Annotated in this window: 21 protein-coding genes and 1 pseudogene; 11 read left to right on the top strand and 11 right to left on the bottom strand. The window is 60.1% G+C overall.

What is annotated here, in order from left to right:
• Positions 1-579: 579 nt before the first annotated feature.
• Positions 580-1146 carry a hypothetical protein gene (locus HNQ08_RS25395; protein WP_184138021.1) on the bottom strand — a complete coding sequence of 189 codons (567 nt, stop codon included), beginning with the start codon at positions 1144-1146 and terminating at the stop codon, positions 580-582.
• A gap of 410 nt (positions 1147-1556) precedes the next feature.
• Between HNQ08_RS25395 and HNQ08_RS25390 the strand changes: the two genes are divergently transcribed.
• The 3 genes from HNQ08_RS25390 (at position 1557) to HNQ08_RS25380 (ending at position 6348) form a co-directional block, all read left to right on the top strand.
• Complete coding sequence (locus tag HNQ08_RS25390) at positions 1557-1895, top strand: hypothetical protein (RefSeq protein WP_184138020.1); 339 nt, start codon at positions 1557-1559, stop codon at positions 1893-1895.
• 518 nt (positions 1896-2413) lie between these two features.
• The gene (locus HNQ08_RS25385) at positions 2414-3781 is read left to right on the top strand and encodes a 3' terminal RNA ribose 2'-O-methyltransferase Hen1 (protein ID WP_184138019.1); all 1368 of its coding nucleotides are present in this window, start codon (positions 2414-2416) and stop codon (positions 3779-3781) included.
• On the top strand, positions 3778-6348 hold the full coding sequence (locus tag HNQ08_RS25380) for a polynucleotide kinase-phosphatase (RefSeq protein ID WP_229790277.1): 2571 nt from the start codon (positions 3778-3780) through the stop codon (positions 6346-6348). Before HNQ08_RS25385 ends, HNQ08_RS25380 begins: the two co-directional genes overlap by 4 nt.
• 160 nt (positions 6349-6508) lie before the next feature.
• On the opposite strand, the gene HNQ08_RS25375 is transcribed toward HNQ08_RS25380, so the two are convergent.
• Positions 6509-7180 carry a DUF4279 domain-containing protein gene (locus HNQ08_RS25375; protein ID WP_184138018.1) on the bottom strand — a complete coding sequence of 224 codons (672 nt, stop codon included), beginning with the start codon at positions 7178-7180 and terminating at the stop codon, positions 6509-6511.
• A gap of 1224 nt (positions 7181-8404) precedes the next feature.
• On the opposite strand from HNQ08_RS25375, the gene HNQ08_RS25370 reads away from it, so the two are divergent.
• Both HNQ08_RS25370 and HNQ08_RS25365 read left to right on the top strand, forming a co-directional pair.
• On the top strand, positions 8405-8578 hold the full coding sequence (locus tag HNQ08_RS25370; RefSeq protein WP_184138017.1) for a hypothetical protein: 174 nt from the start codon (positions 8405-8407) through the stop codon (positions 8576-8578).
• 148 nt (positions 8579-8726) lie between these two features.
• On the top strand, positions 8727-9842 hold the full coding sequence (locus HNQ08_RS25365) for a hypothetical protein (protein ID WP_184138016.1): 1116 nt from the start codon (positions 8727-8729) through the stop codon (positions 9840-9842).
• Between the two features lie 571 nt (positions 9843-10413).
• On the opposite strand, the gene HNQ08_RS25360 is transcribed toward HNQ08_RS25365, so the two are convergent.
• Complete coding sequence (locus tag HNQ08_RS25360; protein ID WP_184138015.1) at positions 10414-10779, bottom strand: barstar family protein; 366 nt, start codon at positions 10777-10779, stop codon at positions 10414-10416.
• 237 nt (positions 10780-11016) lie between these two features.
• Here HNQ08_RS25360 and HNQ08_RS25355 point away from each other — a divergent pair, with 237 nt between their 5' ends.
• Complete coding sequence (locus HNQ08_RS25355; protein WP_184138014.1) at positions 11017-11520, top strand: ankyrin repeat domain-containing protein; 504 nt, start codon at positions 11017-11019, stop codon at positions 11518-11520.
• Between the two features lie 196 nt (positions 11521-11716).
• Complete coding sequence (locus tag HNQ08_RS25350; RefSeq protein WP_184138013.1) at positions 11717-12208, top strand: hypothetical protein; 492 nt, start codon at positions 11717-11719, stop codon at positions 12206-12208.
• Between the two features lie 237 nt (positions 12209-12445).
• Here HNQ08_RS25350 and HNQ08_RS25345 read toward each other — a convergent pair whose 3' ends face one another.
• The 8 genes and pseudogenes from HNQ08_RS25345 to HNQ08_RS27720 form a co-directional block, all read right to left on the bottom strand.
• Positions 12446-12700: a hypothetical protein gene (locus HNQ08_RS25345; RefSeq protein WP_184138012.1), complete on the bottom strand. Its 255-nt coding sequence runs from the start codon at positions 12698-12700 to the stop codon at positions 12446-12448.
• A 743-nt stretch (positions 12701-13443) separates the two neighbouring features.
• Positions 13444-14058 (bottom strand): annotated as a pseudogene (locus tag HNQ08_RS27725) (DUF2716 domain-containing protein).
• Positions 14059-14065: 7 nt separating this feature from the next.
• On the bottom strand, positions 14066-14215 hold the full coding sequence (locus HNQ08_RS25330) for a hypothetical protein (protein WP_184138010.1): 150 nt from the start codon (positions 14213-14215) through the stop codon (positions 14066-14068).
• Between the two features lie 161 nt (positions 14216-14376).
• A protein-coding gene (locus HNQ08_RS27215) for an IS630 family transposase (protein ID WP_189366293.1) occupies positions 14377-15385 on the bottom strand; the annotation gives its coding sequence in 2 pieces (ribosomal slippage) (positions 14377-14916 and positions 14918-15385; 1008 coding nt in all).
• A 331-nt stretch (positions 15386-15716) separates the two neighbouring features.
• Positions 15717-16184 (bottom strand): hypothetical protein, encoded by a 468-nt coding sequence (locus HNQ08_RS25320; RefSeq protein WP_184138009.1) that lies wholly within the window; start codon positions 16182-16184, stop codon positions 15717-15719.
• Positions 16185-16500: 316 nt separating this feature from the next.
• Positions 16501-16809: a hypothetical protein gene (locus tag HNQ08_RS25315; protein WP_184138008.1), complete on the bottom strand. Its 309-nt coding sequence runs from the start codon at positions 16807-16809 to the stop codon at positions 16501-16503.
• Positions 16810-16824: 15 nt separating this feature from the next.
• Positions 16825-17241 (bottom strand): hypothetical protein, encoded by a 417-nt coding sequence (locus HNQ08_RS25310; RefSeq protein WP_184138007.1) that lies wholly within the window; start codon positions 17239-17241, stop codon positions 16825-16827.
• A 132-nt stretch (positions 17242-17373) separates the two neighbouring features.
• The gene (locus tag HNQ08_RS27720) at positions 17374-17973 is read right to left on the bottom strand and encodes a WapI family immunity protein (RefSeq protein ID WP_229790276.1); all 600 of its coding nucleotides are present in this window, start codon (positions 17971-17973) and stop codon (positions 17374-17376) included.
• Between HNQ08_RS27720 and HNQ08_RS25300 the strand changes: the two genes are divergently transcribed.
• The 4 genes from HNQ08_RS25300 (at position 17972) to HNQ08_RS27210 (ending at position 21292) form a co-directional block, all read left to right on the top strand.
• Positions 17972-18934, top strand: a complete 963-nt coding sequence (locus HNQ08_RS25300) for a DUF1152 domain-containing protein (RefSeq protein WP_184138006.1) — start codon at positions 17972-17974, stop codon at positions 18932-18934. The two genes, HNQ08_RS27720 and HNQ08_RS25300, sit on opposite strands and share 2 nt — an antisense overlap.
• Before the next feature lie 105 nt (positions 18935-19039).
• Positions 19040-19507 (top strand): hypothetical protein, encoded by a 468-nt coding sequence (locus tag HNQ08_RS25295; protein WP_184138005.1) that lies wholly within the window; start codon positions 19040-19042, stop codon positions 19505-19507.
• Positions 19508-19773: 266 nt separating this feature from the next.
• The gene (locus tag HNQ08_RS25290; protein WP_221284510.1) at positions 19774-20235 is read left to right on the top strand and encodes an NUDIX hydrolase; all 462 of its coding nucleotides are present in this window, start codon (positions 19774-19776) and stop codon (positions 20233-20235) included.
• Positions 20236-20265: 30 nt separating this feature from the next.
• A protein-coding gene (locus tag HNQ08_RS27210; protein WP_229790278.1) for an IS630 family transposase occupies positions 20266-21292 on the top strand; the annotation gives its coding sequence in 2 pieces (ribosomal slippage) (positions 20266-20745 and positions 20747-21292; 1026 coding nt in all).
• Positions 21293-21302: the final 10 nt, after the last annotated feature.

Here is a 21302-nt window from a genome sequence, read left to right as displayed (position 1 = left end):
TGCTGAAGGCGAAGCTTGTGGTCGCCTGGCAGCGGGTCCGGTACATTGACCTGCCTCGCCAACTGATGGATTCCAACTTATGCCGGTATCAATAAGGTGTTCGGCCCAACCGCGTCCGGCCAGATCTCAAGTTGTTGCTCGAACCAGGTCCTGAACCCGTCCGGACCAGAGGTCAGAACGTGAGCCAAACTGAGCGCACCCCATTTGTCGGAGTGGAACTGCACCTGGTGGTCCGAAATCAGCGCAACATGGCAGCGGTGTGACATTAAGTCAAAGATTACGGGAGTCGCGGCTCTGAGGGCTTGGCAGTGGACAACAGAGATGTGTCATCATTTTCCATTCCTCCGTTTCAGTCCTTTGTACTGAACGACGCGGCCCTTTGGTCTGGTCTCCACGCTCTAGCGACGCGCTGAGTGTCAGTTTTGGGTATACCCCAACCTGACGTCAGGTACAAGGCTGAAAAGGCGTCAGATTAGGATTGATTCTGGATTTGTTCGACAGTTCCGGGCAAGGCTCTAAAGCCTAATCTGACACCCGATGGCTCGGGACAGCCGGCCTACCATCCCCCAAGCCAATAGTTCAGAAAGACGGGTGCTGTTGTGAAAACTCCGCGAGCAGTCGTTCCAGCGGCGCATTGCCAGGAGCGGCTGCCTGAGCGGCGTCATAAGCCTCCAGCGTCTCCACCACCCTCTTGACGAGCGGATCGTCTGATGGCTGATGATTCGTGGGACGAAGCCCTGCTTTGATCAGGAGCTCTGAGTGTTGCCGATAGTCTGGAACATCTTCTAAAAGACAGGCCGTCAGCAGCAGGTCAGTGATGAGCTTGACCTGCTCCCTTTGCTTCGGTGTCCAAGTCTCTGGCTCAATCAAGAGGGGATTCAAGGCCGCGTAGTACCCATGGAGTAAGTGAACGGTATACAGGTGAGGCCGTATGGTTCGCAGCAGCTCCTGCATCTCTGGGTGATGCGTGCTCGCGTGGGCGGCGATTCCTCGCATCTGTGGGTCGCCGCCAAGAAGTTTGCGACGGAACTCCAGAAACCTCAGACCGCTGGGGCCACCAACTTCCAGGGTGTCATGGACGTCCGGGTTGTGAATGCCTTGAAGGCCAGGACTCAGGATTGCAGTCATCGAGTTCATACCGGTCAAGTCATGATTGAAGCACAGCGGAAATCCTGAGCGCGGTGTGGTGATGATTGATGGTGTCGTACTTCCTCGAAGAGAGGCGTGAAGGTCAGGAAGTCCAAAAGGTAGACGCAGTGGTCCTCCCAGGCCACTGTCAGCGCTGAAGACGAGCTCGAGCCCCCCGACTCTCCTGGCACCGAGTTGTGGGAATTAGGCCACGATGCAGGACTTTTCAGAGGCCAAGAAGAACGTCGCATGAGACGCCTTATTGCTCTTGACTTACGAAAACGGCTGATCTGGATTTAACCCCATCAAGTTTGCCCACAGGTGCATTTTCCTCAGGCAGTGACCTCAAGCACTGGTGATCATCTTGGGAATGACCGCCTGGCCATTGCGGCAGAAACGCTCTGCAGCGCCGCACTACAGTGCCCATCATGGCCGCACCCCAGTCTCCCGCTGCACTGCGTCACCGCACCGCGCCGCCGCACGCTGACCTGCAAGAACTGCCCTTCGAACAGGCGTGCGCCGAGATCGCCGCCCGTCACCACCTCAGCGAGCCGCACGCTTTCCAACTCGCACCCGGCGGCGCGAGGCACCTGGTGCGTCTCTCGGACGGCGCGGCGCTGTGTGGGCGCGGCCCGCAACGGTATGCCGAGGCCCCCCAGGTCACCGGCCCACTCACCTGCCGTCGATGTGTTCAAGCCGTCGCCCGCCGCTTGAAAAGCAGCCTGGGACGTCGGGCGAGGCGCGTCACCCCCACTCGCAAGTCGTGACACCCCGCGCTCAACGAGTCGGCCACTGACATCGTCAGGTGAAGTCAACACGAGATTCGGTCCAGGCCTCTGTTGTGGCTGGCCCGCGTCGTTTCTACAGGAAAGCGCTTAAAGGCGTCCTTGTCCTTCTTCATCCACACTGGAAGTCCAGGGGCCGTCAGTGTTCGTCCCGGTCCGTTCCTCGTCCTATTCGAGAGCGGCCAGCGGCACCGGCGCTCTGTCGTCGCCTACCAGGGCATCAGATCACCCCGCCAGCAGGAAGCCCAGTTGTCGGTCATCCCCTGTGAAGGCCAGCAGGGTCAGCACCCTGGCGGTTCCCGCTTCTCCCCCGGCCAACCTTCGCTGGGTCGAAAGTGTCTCGACAGCGAGTGCAACGCAGTCCCAAACACTGGATCTGCCGCCTGCCCAGCCTACGCCTCTTCGATGAAACCGAACCAAAACGCTCGCCGGTGGCCCATTCACCACCCGTCAAGACACAGCCACACCACGGCTGTGCTTGAATCCGTTCCAGGACCCCCATGCTGCTGACCCTGACCACCACCCACCAGCCCGCCACCGACCTCGGCTTCCTGCTGCACAAGCATCCGGACCGTACGTTCACCTTCGAATTGCCCGTCGGTCAGGCCCAGGTGTTTTATCCCGAGGCCACAGCGGAGCGCTGCACCGTCGCGGTCTTGGTGGAAGTCGATCCGGTGCTGATCTCCAGGGGCCGTCAGGGCGCGGGCAGCCTGCCCCTGGAGCCGTACGTGAATGACCGCCCGTACGCGGCGTCGAGCTTCCTGAGCGGCGCGCTGCGGGCCGCCTTCGGCACGGCGATGGCCGGCCGCAGCAAGGAACGCCCGGACCTGGCCCAGGCGGCCCTGCCCTTCCAGGTGCAGCTGCCCGCCGTCCCGTCGCGTGGGGGCCCGGATCTCGCCGGGCGGCTGTTCGCGCCGCTCGGGTACCACGTTACCGCCCGGCCCCACCCCCTCGATCCGGCCTTTTCCGAGTGGGGTGACAGCCCGTACCTGGACCTGACGCTGGACGCCGAGATCCGCTTAAAAGACCTGCTCGCGCACCTGTCCGTCCTGATTCCCGTGCTGGACGATGCCAAGCACTACTACGTCGACGAGTCGGAGGTGGACAAGTTGCTGCGGCTCGGGGAGGGCTGGCTGGAAGACCATCCGGAACGCGACCTGATCACGCGGCGCGCCCTCAAGCACCAGCGCTCCCTGCAACGCGCCGTGCAAGCGCAGTTTGCCGATGACGGCGAGGAGGACGTGCCGTCTCCGGAGCCCCGTCTGAACGATCAGCGCCTGGATGCCGTCACGGCTGAACTGCTGGCGAGCGGCGCGAAGAGCGTGCTGGATCTGGGCTGCGGGGAGGGCAAGCTGCTGGCCCGGCTGCTGCCCGAACGGCAGTTCGAGCGCCTGACCGGCATGGACGTCAGCCTGCGTGAACTGGCCCGCGCCAGGGACCGGCTGCGCCTGGACGAACTGCCGGAAACGTACCGCCAGCGCCTGACCCTCATGCAGGGCTCCCTGACCTACCGCGACGCCCGCCTGTCCGGGTACGATGCGGCGGCCCTGGTGGAGGTCATCGAACACCTGGACCCGCAGCGGCTGTGGACCCTCGAGCGCGTGGTCTTCGGGCAGGCGCGCCCCGGGATGGTGATCGTGACCACCCCGAACGAGGAGTACAATGCCACATGGACCACGCTGCCCGCGGGCAGCGCGCGGCACACGGACCACCGCTTTGAATGGACCCGCGCGCAGTTCCAGGCGTGGGCCGGGGGTGTGGCGGCAGGCTACGGGTATGGCGTGAGTTTTAAGGAGATCGGTCCGCAGGACGCCGCGCTGGGATCGCCTACGCAAATGGCGATCTTCAGTCAGGGGGCGGGCCAGTGACTCAGGGCGAGGCAAGGACGGGGAACGGAACCATCAATCTGCCCGAGTTGTGCCTGGTGGCGCTCGTCGGCGCGTCCAGTTCAGGCAAGACCACCCTGGCGCACCGGCTGTTCCGGCCCGGCGAAGTGCTGTCCAGCGACGCTTTCCGCCTGTTGGTGGCCGGGGACGAAAACGCCCTGGACGCCAGCAACGATGCCTTCGACAGCCTGTACCACGTCGCCCGCAAGCGGCTGGCACGCGGCCTGCTGACGGTGATCGACGCCACGAACGTGCAGCCCGACGCGCGGCGCAGGATCGTCGAGCTGGCCAAGGAATTCGACGTGTTGCCCGTGGCCCTGGTGCTCGATCTTCCCGAGGAGGTCCTGCTGGGCCGGCACCGCGCGCGCCCGGACCGCCCCTTCGCGGCCCGCGTGGTCTCGCAGCAGATGGGGAACCTGCGGCGCTCCCTGCGGAAGTTGCAGGCTGAAGGCTTCCGCCAGATGATCGTCCTGAACTCAGAAGATCAGGTGGCCGCCGCCCAGGTCACCCATACGCCGCTCTACAACAACCTGCGCCACGAGCACGGTCCCTTCGACTTCATCGGGGATGTCCACGGCTGCCTGGACGAACTGCGGGATCTGTTGACCAAGCTTGGGTACGCTGTCGGGGATGACCTGTCTGTCATCCCCCCGGAAGGCCGCAAGGCCGTGTTCGTGGGCGATCTGGTGGACCGCGGGCCGGATACGCCAGGGGTGCTGCGGCTGGTCATGGGCATGGTTCAGAACGGCACGGCGCTGTGTGTTCCCGGCAACCACGACATCAAGCTGGTGAAAGCCTTGCGAGGCCGCAAGGTCAGCGTCACCCACGGGCTGGACCGCTCGCTGGAGCAACTTGAGGCCGAGTCGCTCGAGTTCCGTCAACAAGTGGCCGAGTTCCTGGAGGGACTGGTCAGCCACTACGTGCTGGACGACGGGCAGGTGGTGGTGGCGCACGCCGGGATGAAGGAGGCGTACCAGGGCCGCGCCTCGGGCCGGGTCCGCGAGTTCGCGCTGTACGGCGAAACGACGGGCGAGACCGACGAGTTCGGCCTGCCGGTGCGCTGGAACTGGGCGGCGGAGTACCGGGGGCCGGCCACCGTGGTCTACGGCCACACCCCGGTGCCGGAGCCTCAGTGGCTCAACCGCACCGTCGACATCGACACCGGCTGTGTGTTCGGCGGCCGCCTCACCGCCCTGCGTTTCCCGGAGCGGGAAGTGGTCAGCGTGCCTGCCCGGCAGGTCTATGCGGAACCGGTGCGGCCTCTGCACCTTCCATCAGACCCCCAGAGTGCGCAGCAGGCACATGACGAGATGCTGGATCTGGCGGACGTGACCGGCAAACGGTTGATCGTCACCCGACTGCGCGGCAACATCACCGTGCGCGAGGACCAGAGCGGTGCGGCGCTCGAAACCTTGAGCCGCTTCGCGGTGGACCCGCGCTGGCTGGTCTACCTGCCGCCCACCATGAGTCCGAGCGAGACCAGCGCGCGGGAAGGGTATCTGGAATACCCCACCGAGGCCTTCGAGCACTACCGCCGGGCCGGAGTGGAGCGCGTGGTGTGCGAGGAAAAGCACATGGGATCGCGGGCTGTGCTGGTGGTGGCCAGGGACGTCGGCACGGCCCGCGCGCGTTTCGGGGTCGAGGATGGCCGTGTCGGCAGGATCTACACCCGCACGGGCCGCGCCTTCTTCAATGACGAGGCGATGGAAGCCGAAGTGCTGACCCGACTGGGCACGGCGTTCGAGACCAGCGGCCTGTGGGACGAGTTGAGCTCCGACTGGGCCGTGCTGGACGTGGAGATCCTGCCGTGGTCCTTCAAGGCCGACGAGCTGATCCGGCGGCAGTACGCGGCGGTGGGCAGCGCGGCTTCCGCCACCTTTCCGGCAGAGCTGCAGGCCCTGGAAACCGCCGTGGCCCGGGGTCTCCCGCTGGGTGACCTGCTGGAACGGACCCGGGAGCGCGCCGCCTTGACTGGCGCTTACGTGGACGCTTACCGCCAGTACGTGCGGCGGGTGTCGTCCATCGCCGACGTCCGCGTCGCCCCCTTCCACCTGCTGGCCAGCGAGGGTCATGTCCACACCGATCAGGATCACCTGTGGCACATGAATACCCTGGCGCGGCTGGCCGGAGTAGACCCGGAGCTGTTCCTGGCGACGGCCCACCGTGAGGTGGACCTGAACGATGCCGCCAACGTGACGGCGGCCGAGGACTGGTGGCTGGCCCTGACCGGGCAGGGCGGTGAGGGCATGGTGGTCAAACCGCTGAGCTTCGTGGTGCGGGGACGCAAGGGGCTGGTCCAGCCGGCCATCAAGGTGCGCGGACGCGAGTACCTGCGGATCATCTACGGTCCGGAGTACACCCTGCCGGAGCACCTGACCCGGCTGCGTCAGCGGGGGTTGAGCGGGAAACGGACACTGGCGCTGCGCGAATTCGCGCTGGGCCTCGAGGGCCTGAACCGTTTCGTGGAGGGCGAGCCCCTGCGGCGCGTGCACGAGTGCGTTTTCGGGGTGAGTGCGCTGGAGAGCGAGGTGCTCGATCCCCGGCTGTAAAGCAGAGGATGAAGACCCGATCTGGCTCTTTCTGTACGCCAGGTGCGTCTGAAAACGGTCAGGGTGGGGTTGAGTTAGGCCGCGCCGCCTCAAACGGATCATCACCCCATTCACCAGATGCTCTGGACAAGTCATCCGGAAATTCAGGGAGACTGTCCAGCTAGTCGATCAGCTCAGGACCAGAGGCGTACAAGTCGATGTCCAAATCGGCGCCCAGGGCGGCGATTCGGGCCATATCACGCGCTGTGCCGCCCACTCCCCACATTTGCTGTGTATAGCCCCAGTACCCCACCACAACGCTGACCATGCAGGAGGGGATCAGCGCCCGGATTCGTGGGGCAGCAGGTTCGGTGAGGTCCAGCAGGCGCGTCAACTTATCCTCAAATCGACCAGGAAGGTCTCCATCCGGACAGAAGCTCCACCGGGTGAAGGTGTACGGCCCCAGGTGCTGCTGGCGGGGATGTGTGCGAGCGTCGCCTTTGCTCCACGCTTCGGTGGGGGCCAGAGTGACCGCAGCGGTGATGTCGTTCGCGGAGAGCTCCTTGCTCGTGATACTCAGACACACCCTCGCCCTGGCTTGCGCCCGACAGCCACGAACGGTCAGGCGGTCCCCCTGCGACTCCACCAGCATGACGAGGAAGTACGGCTCAGTCTCAGGCTTGAAATACACCTCCCACAGGTCCCCACGCGTCAGGACCCCATGGACCCGAGGCTGGCCTCCCTCCAGTTGGAGCGGATGAACGCCGAAGAACTGGGTGGTGCTCGCCAGGGTTGGTGAGGTCAGTTCATTCAGGGCGACTTCACGCACACGCTGTTCGGTAGGATGGGTCATCACCCCTCACGCTACGGGTAGAACCTGCAGCACACATCCGCAGGATTGCTCAGGCGCGCTGGTTTCGCCTTTGGAATATCCTTCGCCATCACGGGGATCCAGAAGGCCTCTCAATTAGATCAGCGTGATATCTTCTTCCACGTTTCTGATTTCTTCAGTAAAAACAATCTCCTCGACCACATACAGCAAAGTTTGTCTTTCGAAGCTGGAAATGATGATTATATCAGGCGCCCAAAATACTTTGCTTGAGCGCACTCCCCCTGACTTTCTATATCTCTCCATAAGCAATTCAATATTGCTGAGGATGAAGAAAGTCAGGGACTAAATTTTCGCCTCTGATACGGACTTCGACATCTGTACTGTCAATCGCAGCAGCCCTCAGATCCTCAGCATAGCAATATAGAGTTAAGGAAAATCTATCATGTTCTATTTCTTGTATTGCTATCTACCATGTGCATCTCTTATTCTTTGAAAACTTCATCCTATAGCAATAGAAAGATTTAAAAAAGGAGATTACATTAATGCTAAGAATCTATGTTGATTTCAACATGATTGACGAAGCGGGAAATATTCATATAAATACTTACTATCATAGATCTTCTGCCTCGAAGAGTGATCTACTATCTCAATTATTTGAAGGACGAGAGGCTATATTTTATGATGAGGAGATCGAGATAGATGTCCTTTTAAAAAATGATGGTGATTTGTGGTACGGAGTTCCAACATCTGAAGTCAGAGACCTTTGAGATGAATTCTGCGCTCCTTCAGATTCTGGCACGGAGCATCGAAAAGCTATCAAGAACAGGTTTGAAGGTCTGAGAGTACGCTCTGGCTCGAGCAGAATGACGGGGAGACGCAGCGGGGCCAACCCTCCATCCGCATCGTGCAGGCGGTGGCCACCCGGGCTTGACACAGCTAAAGCCAGCTTGCACAAAAGGCAGCACTCCTGCTTCCCTGAGCGCGTGAAGTAGGGCGCAGCCTGCACGAGCGCGTCACCCACCGTGCGCACCAAAACCCGGCAACGACGGCGATGTCTGGCTGGGCCAAAGCGCATTACCTGGCACAGGCGCCGGCCAGCTTACCCCACGGCCTGTGCGCTTCCGTACCTGCCCTGATGTCGACTTGAATCCCAAGGCGGCTTCACCAAGCCTGGATTGCCCTGACTCCCAGGCGGGACTTGCTGCACCCCTCCCCTTGTCGTCCCCCCTGTTTCAGGAGGTCACCATGACGAAGCCCAGCGAGTCCCCCCAAGCGCCGCAGAATGGTGTGGTTGAGTCCGATCAACACGTGGAGAAGCAGCCTACTCCGGAAACACCCAGCACGGATACACCGGACCAGACACCGCAACCCCAGCATCACGGACGGCCCAGCGACGACAGCGATCCCGGCCATAGCTGAAGCGGCCAGGACGCTGCGGCGCACCCCACCCCCTCTGCTCGGGAGTGCGCTTCTTTCCTGAACCACGGGCATCCAGCGGTGGAGAAGTGGGGCGAGGCGTAACCCCTGTCACAGACGTCAGTCAATCTAAGGAAGGTACGATAGAGGCTTGAGTCCTGACCACGTCGCCAACCCTCTTCCACCCCAAGAGCATCTCCGTCAGCTCCAACAGGTCTACGGCCCGCTCAGTCCCGCGTTCGTCGCTGAAGAACTGCATTGCACCCTCGAACAGGCCACACGTCACCTCTATGGATCTCAGGCTGACCGGCACTGCTGGGTCAGCCTGGCGGATCTGGCCGAGCTGGCGGAGGTCAGTCCCGTTGGCTTGAAGCGCTGGGTGCGCCGTCATCACCTCCAGAGTGCGCCGCAGCGGGACCAGGGAAGGAAGGCGTCCCGCTCCATCCACCTCGACGATGCTCGCTCCTTCCTGCGTGGCCAGCAGCAAAGGACGCGAGGGGAGGAAGGTCCGACTGCCGACGCGCTGCCGCGTGTGACCGCATCAGACCTGAGCCCTGCGCGCCTGCCGGGTCCGGTCAGCACAGCAACAGTGGTGGATGTGGACTGGCAGCTGGCGCGGCAGGCCGCGTGGCCCATGACGGTGGAGCGACTGGCCGAGGCAGTGTACGGCTCCCGTGCAGGGAGCGCTCAGCAACAGATCCGGAGCCTGCTGCGGGTCTGGGAAGCGCAGGGGAGAATCGTCTGTTTCGCCCGGGGGCTGTATGACCTGGTGCGGCCCGTGCTGGTCCTGGATCCGGAACGGTACGGACGCAGCGCGTTACCGAGAGATGAACTCCAGAAGATGCGCGTCCATCATCCGGAGATTGCCCACTGGCCAAGCGGACCCCTGGCAGCGGCCTGGCGGGCGTACAGCCACTTCTACGCCAGGACACTGCTTCCTGTGATGGACCGTGGGGAGCCCACCTTCCTCGAATACCTGCTGGTGGGTCAGCTTAATCCGGAGAGGATGCCGGACGCGGTGGACGCCTGGTACGAGGAGCTCTGCCGGGAAGCGGCGTTTTATCGCCTGGTTCCTGCATCGCCGGGGCGTGCTCCTGAGTCCCAGGAGCCTGAGTTGACCGTGGCGAATATTGAAGCGGGCCTGATCGACTTCAAGGCAGCGGCTGAGGCGACTCGGTTGAAAATGCAGCGCAACGTCCAGAAAGGGCAATCTCGCAACAGAGGCCGCGGAACACCAGGGTCTGGAAGCATGCAAGAGGGCCTGTAGCTCAAGCGGTGATCTGCCTGACGCAAAGAAAGCACTCTGCGTCAGGAGGGCAGCCTCATAGCCTCTGGCCAGGGCGTCCGCGATGAAGGGTCCTTTCTGGGCGAACCGCGGTTGGCCTGGCTGATCCAGTGGCGGATCCGCGAGACAGGCCTCCACCCGGACACCGAAATGAGCCTCCAAGCGCTGAACGTGCGGACGAACTGCATCAACGCCTGTCGGCGCAGCCGCGCGGAGTGGGCCAAGAGCATCCCAAAGAAACTCCTTACCCAGTTTGGTTAGGCGGCACTGGAGTTCGTCCAGCGCCGTTAGGGCCAGCCGTTGTTCGGACGCTTGAGATTGAAGCTGGGCGCAAAACACTTCAACTTCACGAAAGGACTTGACTGCCGGCAAATGCAGACTCCCAGTCTCTGGGAACCCGCCTTTTGCTTTGAGGGCTTATTTGAGGCCCGACAAGAGACTTCGGAGCCCCATCTGGGTTCTCCCAGTCCCGGCTGCAGAAAACAAAGTGAGTGGGTGCCCCCATCGTCAGATCAATTTTCAATGCGAAGTATTTTGAGCACAGCATTGGGTTTTAGAGGAGATCGAGCTGATATGCTGCATACGTCACTTTAAATTCAATTGCAGGATGATCCCAGGCTTCGCCGAGTTCAAGCGGCTGGGACCAATATTGACTGACGTCATCCAGGACTTCTTGGAGTGCTCTTCTAAACTCCGGTGGCTCATCAACGAGAAGAAAAATTGAATTTTGAATGTTAATTTCCAAAGAATTGAAGTCAAACCAGTCCAGATCGGTGAGCACATCGAACAAGGCATTCATGCCTCCGCCACAATAGTCAGGAAAACGCATCTTTCTGGCTATTTCGGAGTGAAACTCCTTTGCTGTGGTCATCACCCGTGCGTCCAAGTCAAAACGTAGGTGTTTGTCCCGATCTGCCATGTTTTTAGGCTCCTTCAGAGCGGCGGTAGGGCTGTGTTGCCGTACTGATTGTAGAGGTGATCTCCTTGCCTAAGCGCATGACTGGCACCGTCTGCAACCGAAGGGTAGTATTCCGTTGGCTATCAGTCAATAATGTGTACTCTTCAGAGGGCCGTCGGGGGCTGTTCGGCCTTCAACAGCCTTAAGATCCGAAGTTTTCAGTTCAAACGGCAAATTTCAATTTCGGAGGAGTCCAATATGGACATTGGAACTGCAATAGATAATGATCGTATCGACGAAATTGACAAGGCTCTTTCAAATCATTCTCTCTCTGAAGCCGAGAAGAGTTTCGGCCTCTCAGAGGCAATAACCCAGCACAAATTTAATATAGCCAAGCTTTTTCTGCTTCATGGAGCCAATCCCAATATTGAAACTGATGAGCCGCGCAGTTATCCAGCAATTTTGCGCGCATCAGAGGGCACCAATGTCGATATGATGAAAGCTATCCTTGGTCATGGGGGTGATCCAAATTGTGTGTTTTTCGGTGGAGGCACGCCCCTCATTACAGCTCTTGAAACGATTTCTCTAAGTGAAGGTAAAAATAATCTTGAGATGATAGAGGTCCTTTTAGATGCAGGGGCTTATATCCACTACCGCTGGATAGAAGCTGGCGGTATAACGCCAATCGATTTAGCTGATACAATGGAGTCTAAGGTGGTTAGAGATTACTTGATAAGCTATAAGGAATCTGCGATTGGCTAAAAACTGCTTATAAATGTTATACAAACCTTGCTAGAGGCTGCCAAGCACCTCGTGCGTGGGCCTGTCTCTCTGATTGTTCAGCCTCGGGCGCAATCTCGAAATTGATTGATCTGGAGTCGAAGCAGCCGAGGCTGGAGCTCCTGGCCCTGGAAGATGTCTCGCGCGTGACGCAGCGAGGGAGAACACGGAGGGAGGCATGGAGGAGCGCTGGCACGTTACCGTCAATGAGCTGATCACGGTGTTCCGGGACGCACTGATCGCCCTGATCCCCAGTCTGGAGCAGGCTCGTATTCCCTGGCGTGATAGCGAAGCGTACGACGATTTCGACAAGATTGCTCGGACACTGTTTGAGACGTACGTCTTGAGCGCCCTACGCTGGGGCCTGCCTGACCCCGAACAGCACGTCCACGTTCCGCCCTGGAATTTGCATGGCGGATCATACCGGGGATCAGACTGGATCGAGGTCGTCCCAGAGGCAGAGGTCAGAGGTGGCCACCACCTGGCCTTGATCGGCTTCTCCTCGCGAATCAGCCCGTACGACACGGTACAGGCGCAGCCGCTGGACGGAGTTGGTGAGGTCCAGGGCGACTCCATTCAGTTGCCGTTCGATGGTGCTCAGTTCCGCTTCCAATGGCATCAGGGAAACCACATTTGGCTGGCGGTTGAAGCCCTGGACGTGCAGGCCTGAGGTCGCCTTGTGCCCGCCCTACACCACCTGTCTTCCCGCTGTGCGCCGCCCCATCATTCAGTGTGACTGGCTTGAGCTCCCGTTGCTGATCAGCGCAGGGACCGCTGGCACCCTGGAACTCCTGCTGCGCTTTGTGCGTTCCAGGGCGGGTGTCGAATTCCGCTGAACATGTCCCCAACGCTTACGGCAAGGCCTTCGTCTTCACGTAGAGGTCAGTCTCGTCCGAATCAAATCGAGTTAGATGTTGTTGTCGCGCCAGAACGGTTCCAGCCGGCTGTAGTGGGTATTGCAGCGCCGAGGTGGGGTGCAGTTGAGGGCCACGTCAATCAACCCGTCTTCGAAGCTCCAGAAGCCGCTCTTCACAACGCCGTCCTCCTGAAAGGTTGCCCTGGACGGATCGTCGAAGGTGAACAACACGTGGTACTCCGCCGCGGTGTGCACGTAGGTGCCAGGAATGTCGGCGACGCTGACCGGCCTGTCATTGCATGCCACCAGCGCGAGGGCAGGCAGCAGCCACGCCGCCCGGGACCACCAGGGTGAAGCTATCCGCCCAATGTAGCGTTGGCAAAGGTGAATCGCGGGGACTTTTGGGTCCTGGAGAGTGAGGGCCCCCCTGTCCGTGACTGGATCTGGCCCAACTTTGCGTGCCTGGCCGCCAGGCGCCAGGAAAATGACCCACCTGAGCTGCGCGTGGCCCCACTGACCTGCTGCTCTGTGCATTGGCCAGGGACCATGCTGCGCGCAAGCGCGACTGACAGACGCAAGTGAAATCGACAAAATCAGAGTGGATCACCCCTTGCGGATGATCCACTCTGATCGAATGCTCAGATAGTCCTAAAGCTCTTGTATAACTAAATCGACCAGCGAAGCATAGTCGGGCTCATCCACATATACTGTTATCTTTGCCTTCAAAGATTTTACAGATTTTCTAATATAAGTCTCAACGAATAGGTCACCAATTTGCAACTCACCAGAAGGAACATCTACAATTTCTGAACATATCTTCACTTTTTCGAATCTATACTACTCAACTCACTCGCGTCTAACACTCTTATAAAGACCGATCCATTACGAGGACTATTGGTGCGAACAGACATAGACGAATTTTTCCGAGCGAATGGCTTGTCTTCGTACCCACCCCAGTCAGAAATATCGCTTGTTGCGCTGTCCCAAATCATAATTTGACCAAATTCCCCATTTACTTCTATGCTTTCCGTGATTAACCTCCCTAAAGATTACCAGAAATCTTCTATTTGATCCGTGCCATTGGGGCGACTCAAAAGACCTTCAACAGTTCTCGGCGCTTCCCGCTCTGGTTCGTCTATGGCATCAGTCGCTGTCCGTTGACCCGCATCACACGCCCCCAAGAGGCGCGGCCTGGCGCGTGCCACAGCATCCATCAAGGGCTGCCCGAACACGCAAAGGCTCTTCTCCCAAGGATGGCCCAGCGTCCCCCACCGCCAATCGTCGGCCAGCGTGATGCCATAGTCCCCATTCGGCAGGATGAACCCGTCCCAGGGGTCTCTGCATCCCTATTCATCCGGCTCAGGCTCTTCCAGCAGATGGGGGTTATACCGGCAGCAGGTGTGGTGGTAGTCCAGCCCATACACCCACTCGTCCGGCCGCGCACAGGTGCGGATGTGCCCCTTCATCAACGCGAGAAACTCCTCGCTGCTGGCGGCGTCCCATTCGGTTGAGAGCGCGTAGGTGACGGAGGGCACGGGTTCACGAAAGCCGGGCCAGTCACTGGGTGACATACTGGGCTTGAAGTCGAACGCCAGGTTGACATCGTCCCACACCTGCGAGTACTCCGGCTCTTCGATTTCCCACCATGCCGGCTGGTCTGACATTTCTCCCTTACCTTTCTGGTGTGTTCGCGAATCGTCGGGCCAGCAACTGCTGGCTTTTCCGGGCCAAGGCGGTGTGCTGGGACGACGCAGCCCGCTCCAGCAGCGTCCCTGGGCAGTCGCGCCGCAAGATCAGCTCGAACAGCATGGCACGTCCCATGGCCTGATCAGGATCCGAAGTGCCCAGAGCCCACAGGCGGTCAAATTGTGTCGAGGTCAGGGTACGGTTTGCCCGTAGGAACTGCTTGAACGCCAACCACCGGTAGTGTTCTAGATTGAAGTCATTTCCCTCTATCCACCGGGCGCAGAGCTTGTCCAATATTATTGATCACGGCGTAAGTTGGAATCCATAAGCCGGCGAGGCAATTCGATGTACCTGATTCGCTGCCAGGCAACCATAAGCTTCGCTTTCAGCATGGCGACCGAACGGGCACAGAAGTTCCCCAGCACATTCCTTTTGACATACGCCCAGACGAGCTCGATCGGATTCAACTCCGGGGCGTACGGCGGCAGAAACACCAGCGACAGGCGTTCGTGGAGCTCCACGAACGCCTGGGTTGCTTTCGCCCGGTGAATGCCCGCGTTGTCCAATACGACGACAAGCTCTCCCTGGACATGACGTAGCAAGTGTCGGAAGAACCCAATGACATCTCCACTGGAGATTGCTCCGGACGTCGTGTGCTGGAAGAATCTCCCATCCGACGTGATGGCCCCAATGGTCGAGAGCTTCTCCCAGTTCGCTGGAAGCGTGACCAGGGGCGTGACGCCCCTGGTCGCCCACGTCCGTCGCCTCACGCCTTTCAGCGAGAATCCGACCTCATCCAGGTACACCAGAGTCGCGCCTTCAGCGACCTTTTTTTCCCAACTCCGGCGCTACCTGTTCTTTCCAGCTGGCGATCCGAAGTTCGTGGCGCTCAGCCGCCCGTCCATCCGGCATCTGGGGCGTGAAGCCCAGCTGGCGAAGAATTCTCCGGACGTGATCGCGGTGGTACCACACGTCGAGGTGCCGCCCGATCAGATCCGTGACTCGTCGAGTCGTCCACGTCGCGTCGGGGAAGCCGTGCTGCAGCGCACCCTCCCGTAGGAGGGTGCGGACCTGCTCGAGTTGGGTGGCGGTAAGTCGGGACGGGCGTCCAGTGGTCACGGTCGCCTGGAGACTGCCGGTGCGTTTGAGCCGCTTCTTCCAGTTGCTAACAGTGTGCACGGAGACGCCGAAGTGTTGGGCGATGTCTTGCTGTAACCAGGTGCCCTGTTGAAGCCAGGGGGTCGCGGCCAGCCGGCGTTCTTCCAGCTGGGCACGGGAGTACTTGGAAGGATGCCATTCAGCCACGCCTCCAACCTATCAGCCCGCACTTACGCCGTCATCAATAGGTGCGTGAGAATGCCCTCTTCAAACCAGGCGTCAGTGAAGCCAAAATGCGCCAGGCGTTCAGGGTGCAGGTCGGCTTCGTCCATCAACAGCATGATAGAGGGTGCAACACGCACGTCTGGGCCGGTCTAAAGCCACGTTATTCATGCTTCAACGTGGTCAAGGTCTTCTGCTGCGCTCTACCAGACAGCGTCTGAACGGTACTCTGTACAGCCAGAATCCCAGTGGCTGGCGCCTGTGAACTGGCCACCCTGGACCGCGCGTGAGTCCCCTTCATTTCCTCAGATCGTTGTCAACCCACGTCATCTTTCGTCTTTGCCTCACTGGTCAGCGTGTAAGACCAGCGGATGCCCTGCAGCCGTGCCTTCACGGTTTCCAGCAATCCCTGGGCCTTGAACGAATGACAAGGCGGCCCAGAGATGCCGAGAGCACCGCCCCCTGGTTCGCCTAAAAGCAGGTGGCATGAGGCAACTGCATCATGGGAAGGGCTCAGAGTGAGGCGAATGAAGAACGGTGTCATCGTCTGATCACTGATCAGGAGACACATACCGGCGATCTCAGCAGTGTTCGAATCAGTTCTCTGTGAATGAGCTGCGAAAATGCCATCTAAGCTTTCCCACGCCCATTCTGGGTAACGTTGAGACAGTAGTTGTGGAATGTACCGTTCGAGTATGAAGCAGAGGTCTGCAGAAGGCTCCAATTTAAACTCCGATCCCACGGGAGTTTTTTGCAGATATTCGCTCAGCTCAGTGGCAGCCATCTCTCCTATCTCTGAAGATCCTCGATCTGAGTCAAGCTTGTCCATCGGCCCCCCAGGGTCTGCCAACATTCTGTTGATTGAGAATGGCATAAGTTCGCATCGGTCCTCCCCACGCCAGGTCGCGCCACGGAAGTTTCTGCAAGCCAACAGTAAGCCATGCAGCGCCTGATGCACCCAAGGCAGGCACCAGGGCAAGACTGAGGCGTGCTTCAAACTCTGAGCTGTCTCACTGGAGGCGACGGAGCGGCACTCACCGGGGATGGCAAGACGAGCGCCAGGTGAAGCTGCGCCCTCTGCCAGATGTTCGGTCAGACGCTCACGCCCCGTCCATCGGTGTTCGTCCTTTCGCGGCCAGCAGCACCTGGGCCAGCCCGGCCCAGCTGACGGCGTCCGTCGGTGCTGCCTCCAGCTCCTGGGCGAGGGCCGACAAGTAAGCCGCTAGAGAGGTCACCTCCCAGCCATGGGCCCGTTCAAAGGCATATCTGTTGGGATGCTGTTGCTCCTGCCGGTCAGCGTCAGAGCGGTCCTCTGCGAGCGCCGTGATGAAGGCCGCCAGCGATGATCGGTCATGGACCACGGCGGCCGCCCCGTTCGGGCTCCTCCTGCTCTCCCCGGTGGCGTGCACCACCTCCGGAATGGGTTATCGGAGCGACGTCGTCTGGCCGATCGTGTGGGCTGCCGTCACCAATTCCGGATCCCAGACGGGTGAGACCCCCTTTCGAGCCCACGCCTCAGCCAGGGTGATCATCACGTCCAGCATTGGTAAGCGGGCCCGCACACGCTCCTGTGCGGCGGCCTGCGCCCACATGGCCTCGAATGCGGGGGCGTCCACCGTCTCCTCGTCCACTGCCCACGCTATGCGCTGATCGCTCAACAGGGCAGGGTGCGCGTCGCTGGCGTACAGCCAGCCCTCGCGGGAGAAGGGCAGGTTGTCGGCAGCGCTCGCAATGCGGTTGACCTGCTGCCGGGGGCAGTCGGCGTCGTCAACCTCGATATAACCTTCCGCGTCCTCGCCTAAATGGGTGATTACGGGCTCGATCACGAAGCGGGACGGCATACGAAGAGCTTACCCACTCCCAGGACTGCGGGGCGCGAAGAGCCAGCCCTCTCTCCTGACAGGACCTGGCCAAACTGATTTGACGCGCTGCGGGGCGAGCTCGAGGGTTGAATCTGCTCAACAAAGAAGAGGCTATCTGAGGCCGACGCGCACCGGAAAGCGCTGGAGTTGCCTCTGAATCTGGTCAGCGAGTGCCCGCAGTTGAGCCTCATCTACCCCAAAGTCCAGCCAGACCTCTGAGCTGTCCTCGAAAGGGTAGGTGGGCAACAGCGCATTGAAGGGCGGCAGGAACTCTGCGCTGAGATACAGCCGGAGCGTGACGGGCTGTCCCGTGGGGTGCCCGCTCAAAGCCTCGACACCGAGATTGGGCTCAGTGAAAAAGCACCGTGTGGAGAGGCGGTTGTGCTTCCACCCGCCAAACACGGCGGCATGCTGCGCGACTTCGAGAAGCCAGGCCGCCATGTCTGCCAACTCGAAGGTGGTGAGGGCAGGGTCTGTTCGCTCCCAGCGATGCTCGCCCCATTGAAGCTGGAGGTGAATCAGCAGCCAGTCTGAGTCCATTTCGGCGTTAGTCAGCTCAGGGAACTGGTAGCCGATGACGTTGAGGTGGGCGGCCACGTGGCCTTCTTTCAGAAGCACACCAGAGCGTAACAGCTCACGCGATTCGAGAGCGACGAGGTCCTGCTGGGGCCTGTAGGCCGAGGTGCCAATCAGGTAATGTCTCCTGGACATGTCTCCCGGAACACATCTCCTGCCACCCATTTTCCAGAGGCTCGAACAGGCGCAGACCGTCCTGCTCGCTGGTGCGGGTGGTGGGTTTGATCTGTTCTGTGGCCTTCCGCTGTACTTTGCGCTCCAGGCCCAAGGGAAGCAGGTCATCCTTGCCAATCTCTCCTTCTCCAGCCTGGACCTCTCGAGCGCCCGGCAGCTGGGTGAGGCGTTGTACGAGGTTCGGGCCCAGACCCAAGCCGATCTCCGTTATTTTCCAGAACTGCACCTGGCCCGGTGGCTCGCCCACACCGGTGACGTGCCTGTGTATGCCTTCGCGAGAACCGGCGTACAACCCATCCTCCACGCTTACAAGCAGCTCGTTGAACAGCATGGTGTCGATACGGTGATCCTCATTGACGGTGGAACGGACAGCCTCATGCGGGGTGATGAGGCCGGGTTGGGAACGCCAGAAGAGGACGCCGTGAGTCTGGCCGCGGTACAGATGCTTGAGGGGATCTCGCAGAAACTGCTGGTGTGTCTGGGTTTCGGTGTGGACACCTTTCACGGGGTGGCCCATGCCCAGTACTTAGAGGCTGTGGCTGCTTTGACTCGCACGGGTGCCTATCTGGGGACGTGGAGCCTGACCCCGGAGATGCCGGAAGTGCAGCGCTACCGTGAGGTCCTGTCATTTGTCCATGCACAGATGCCGGATTTTCCCAGCATTGTCTCGTCGTCGATTCTCGATGCTGTCGACGGCCAGTTCGGCAATTACCATTCCACGCACGGCACGAGGGCTTCGACGTTGTTTATCAATCCGCTGATGGGCCTGTACTGGGCCTTCGAGGCCACGGGCGTGGCGGAACGAAACCTGTACCTTGATCGTCTGCGGGAGACCACTTCATTTGGTGAGGTGGCTCGCGTCATCGCCACATTCCGAGAGGAATGGCCCAGGCTGAAGTCGTGGGAAAGCATTCCACTGTGAATCAACCACAACGGGACTCAGGTGGTGGATGGCCACCAGCCTTCGACGACAGGCGACTAAGGTCTGTGCGGCTGACATCGAATGTGGCACCGTAGCATCAGCGCGATGCGTACTTTTACCCTTCACGATTATCCAGAAGCGTCCCAGGCGCTGCGGGACATTCTCTTCCTGTATGTCGAGATGGCGGAGAGCTATGCAGGCTTTGGACACGCCGTTGAGACTGGGACGTTCGATCCGTATCAGTATCTTGATGCTGAAGCTGTTCCCTCGTTCGAGTCCTCCTTCCCGGTCCACATTGACGTCCTACGCCAAGGTGCAGTTATTGCTCTTCTGTGTCGGCTCTATGACATTTGGTGCGATGTCGAGGATCTCAATGACTCGTCCACATCAATGATTCGCACGGCATTGGCTCATGGCCGTTTTTGGCGGTTTCCTGAGGTTGACCAACTGCTGACCGAAGCATTTGAGCGCAATCCACCGTTTGAAGATCCTTGGCTTGACAACGCTCTGAAGCCGATCTACCAGACCTATGTGGCTTCTTACTTCGCTCGGTTGGGGACCACGCGCTCTTGAGGTAACCACAGAACCACGCAGCCCTATCTCGCTGTTCAGTCGCACAGACCCTAGTCCGCTGTCCAGCTGTATTTGAGATGAAGGCGCAGAACCTACTGATCTGTGCGTAAATCGGTAACGCGCTGAATTTGAGGGGTCTCCCTGAAGCCCGAGCCAGTGAAGCAACGCACAGCTCCGTAAGCAAGTCAAGGGCCTGTGTGCGCGGAAGCTTTTTTCTACAAGCAGGGGTGTCCCTGCTCGAGACCATGCCAGACTTCGAGAGACTTATGACCTCCCCTCGACCCGCTCGGATGCACGCCAACGTTCACCTGGTCCTGGAACGAAATGGACAACTGCTTCTGCTGCTCCGGCAGAACACCGGATACGCGGACGGGCTGTATGCCCTCGTCGCCGGATACGTAGATGAAGGGCAGTCCTCCACAGCTGCGGCCGTCATAGAAGCACGCGAAGAAGCGGGCATCACGGTCAACACGAACGACCTCGACCTCGTGCATGTCACGCATCTGCGCGACGATGGCGGCGAGACCCGGTATGGGTTGTTCTTTCGGCCGCGCATCTGGATGGGTGAACCCATAAATCTAGAACCGCAGTACTGCGCCGGCCTACACTGGTTCGCGCCCGACGACCTGCCCAAGACCATGATTCCCTACGTCCGTCACGCACTTACGCTCGCTCTTTCGGGTGTGCCGTACAGCGAGTGGGGCTTCTCGTCAACAGCGGACGACTGATTCATGCATCAAGATGAAGCATACGCTGTGATGGTTTCTCCCTGGCGGCCCAGCCGCCTCACCCGCGCCCAACAGGAAGAACGACGGCTCGCCGCTCAGCCCGCTCTCGGCGATTCCGCACGCACGACGCGTGATCTGAGCCAGCAATTCGGCGTGGCTGAAGTCACCATCCGTGCTTGGCGTGCCCGCCTGAAACGCGATGGCGAGGAAGCGTTGCACGCTTCCCGCGCGACTGGACGCCCTGAACGGCTTACGGCCGAGCAACAGAAAGCGATGGCGGCGATCATTGACGAGGACGCCCGCTCGCATGGCTTCGACACCCATGGCTGGACAATTCCAAGAATTCGCCAGGTGATCGGCGTGAAGTACGGGGTGTGGCTCGACCGAGCGCACCTCTCCAGGAAACTCAGACGCTGGGGCTTCTCTTATCAACGGCCCGCGTTGCGGGCCGTTGAGCGCAACGAAGACGACATCGCCAGCTGGGTCCGCGTCCAAGGCGAGGCGTTGGAAAAAAAAGGTTGTTGAGGGCGCGACCGTGCTGTTCCTGGACGAGAGCGGGTTCAGCCTGAAAACGACAAAGGTGCGCACCTGGGGGCGGTGCGGCCAGACGCCGATCATTCCAACGAAGTTGCGCTGGGAACATCTCTCGGTGATCGGCGGGATCACGACAGATGGACGGTTTCTACATCACACCCACCGCGGCGCTGTGCGCGCTCCTCAGGTCGTCAGCTTCTTACAGCACGTGCTGCGCCATGTGGCCGGCGAAGTGGTGGTCGTGCTGGACCGGGCCATGATTCACCGGGCCAAGGCGGTGCAGGCGTTTGTGCAGTTGCACAAACGCCTGTCTCTGGTGTATTTGCCGCCCTATGCGCCGGAGTTGAATCCGATTGAACTGATCTGGGCAGATCTCAAGCGGAACGTAATGGGAAACTTCTGTGCGATGTCACTCAGCGAGTTAAAAAAGCGGTTGATAGTAGGTTGTCAGCGCATTCGCCGCAAGGCCCTGCCCTTGGCCTTCATCCGGGGAACGCCCTTTTCCGCATCGCTATTGACTTAAGCACGGATCA

This window comes from Deinococcus humi (assembly GCF_014201875.1).
GTDB classification, from domain to species: Bacteria; Deinococcota; Deinococci; order Deinococcales; family Deinococcaceae; genus Deinococcus; species Deinococcus humi.
The sequence above is the reverse complement of the archived record's forward strand: the minus strand, read 5'-3'. Positions and strand labels throughout refer to the sequence as shown.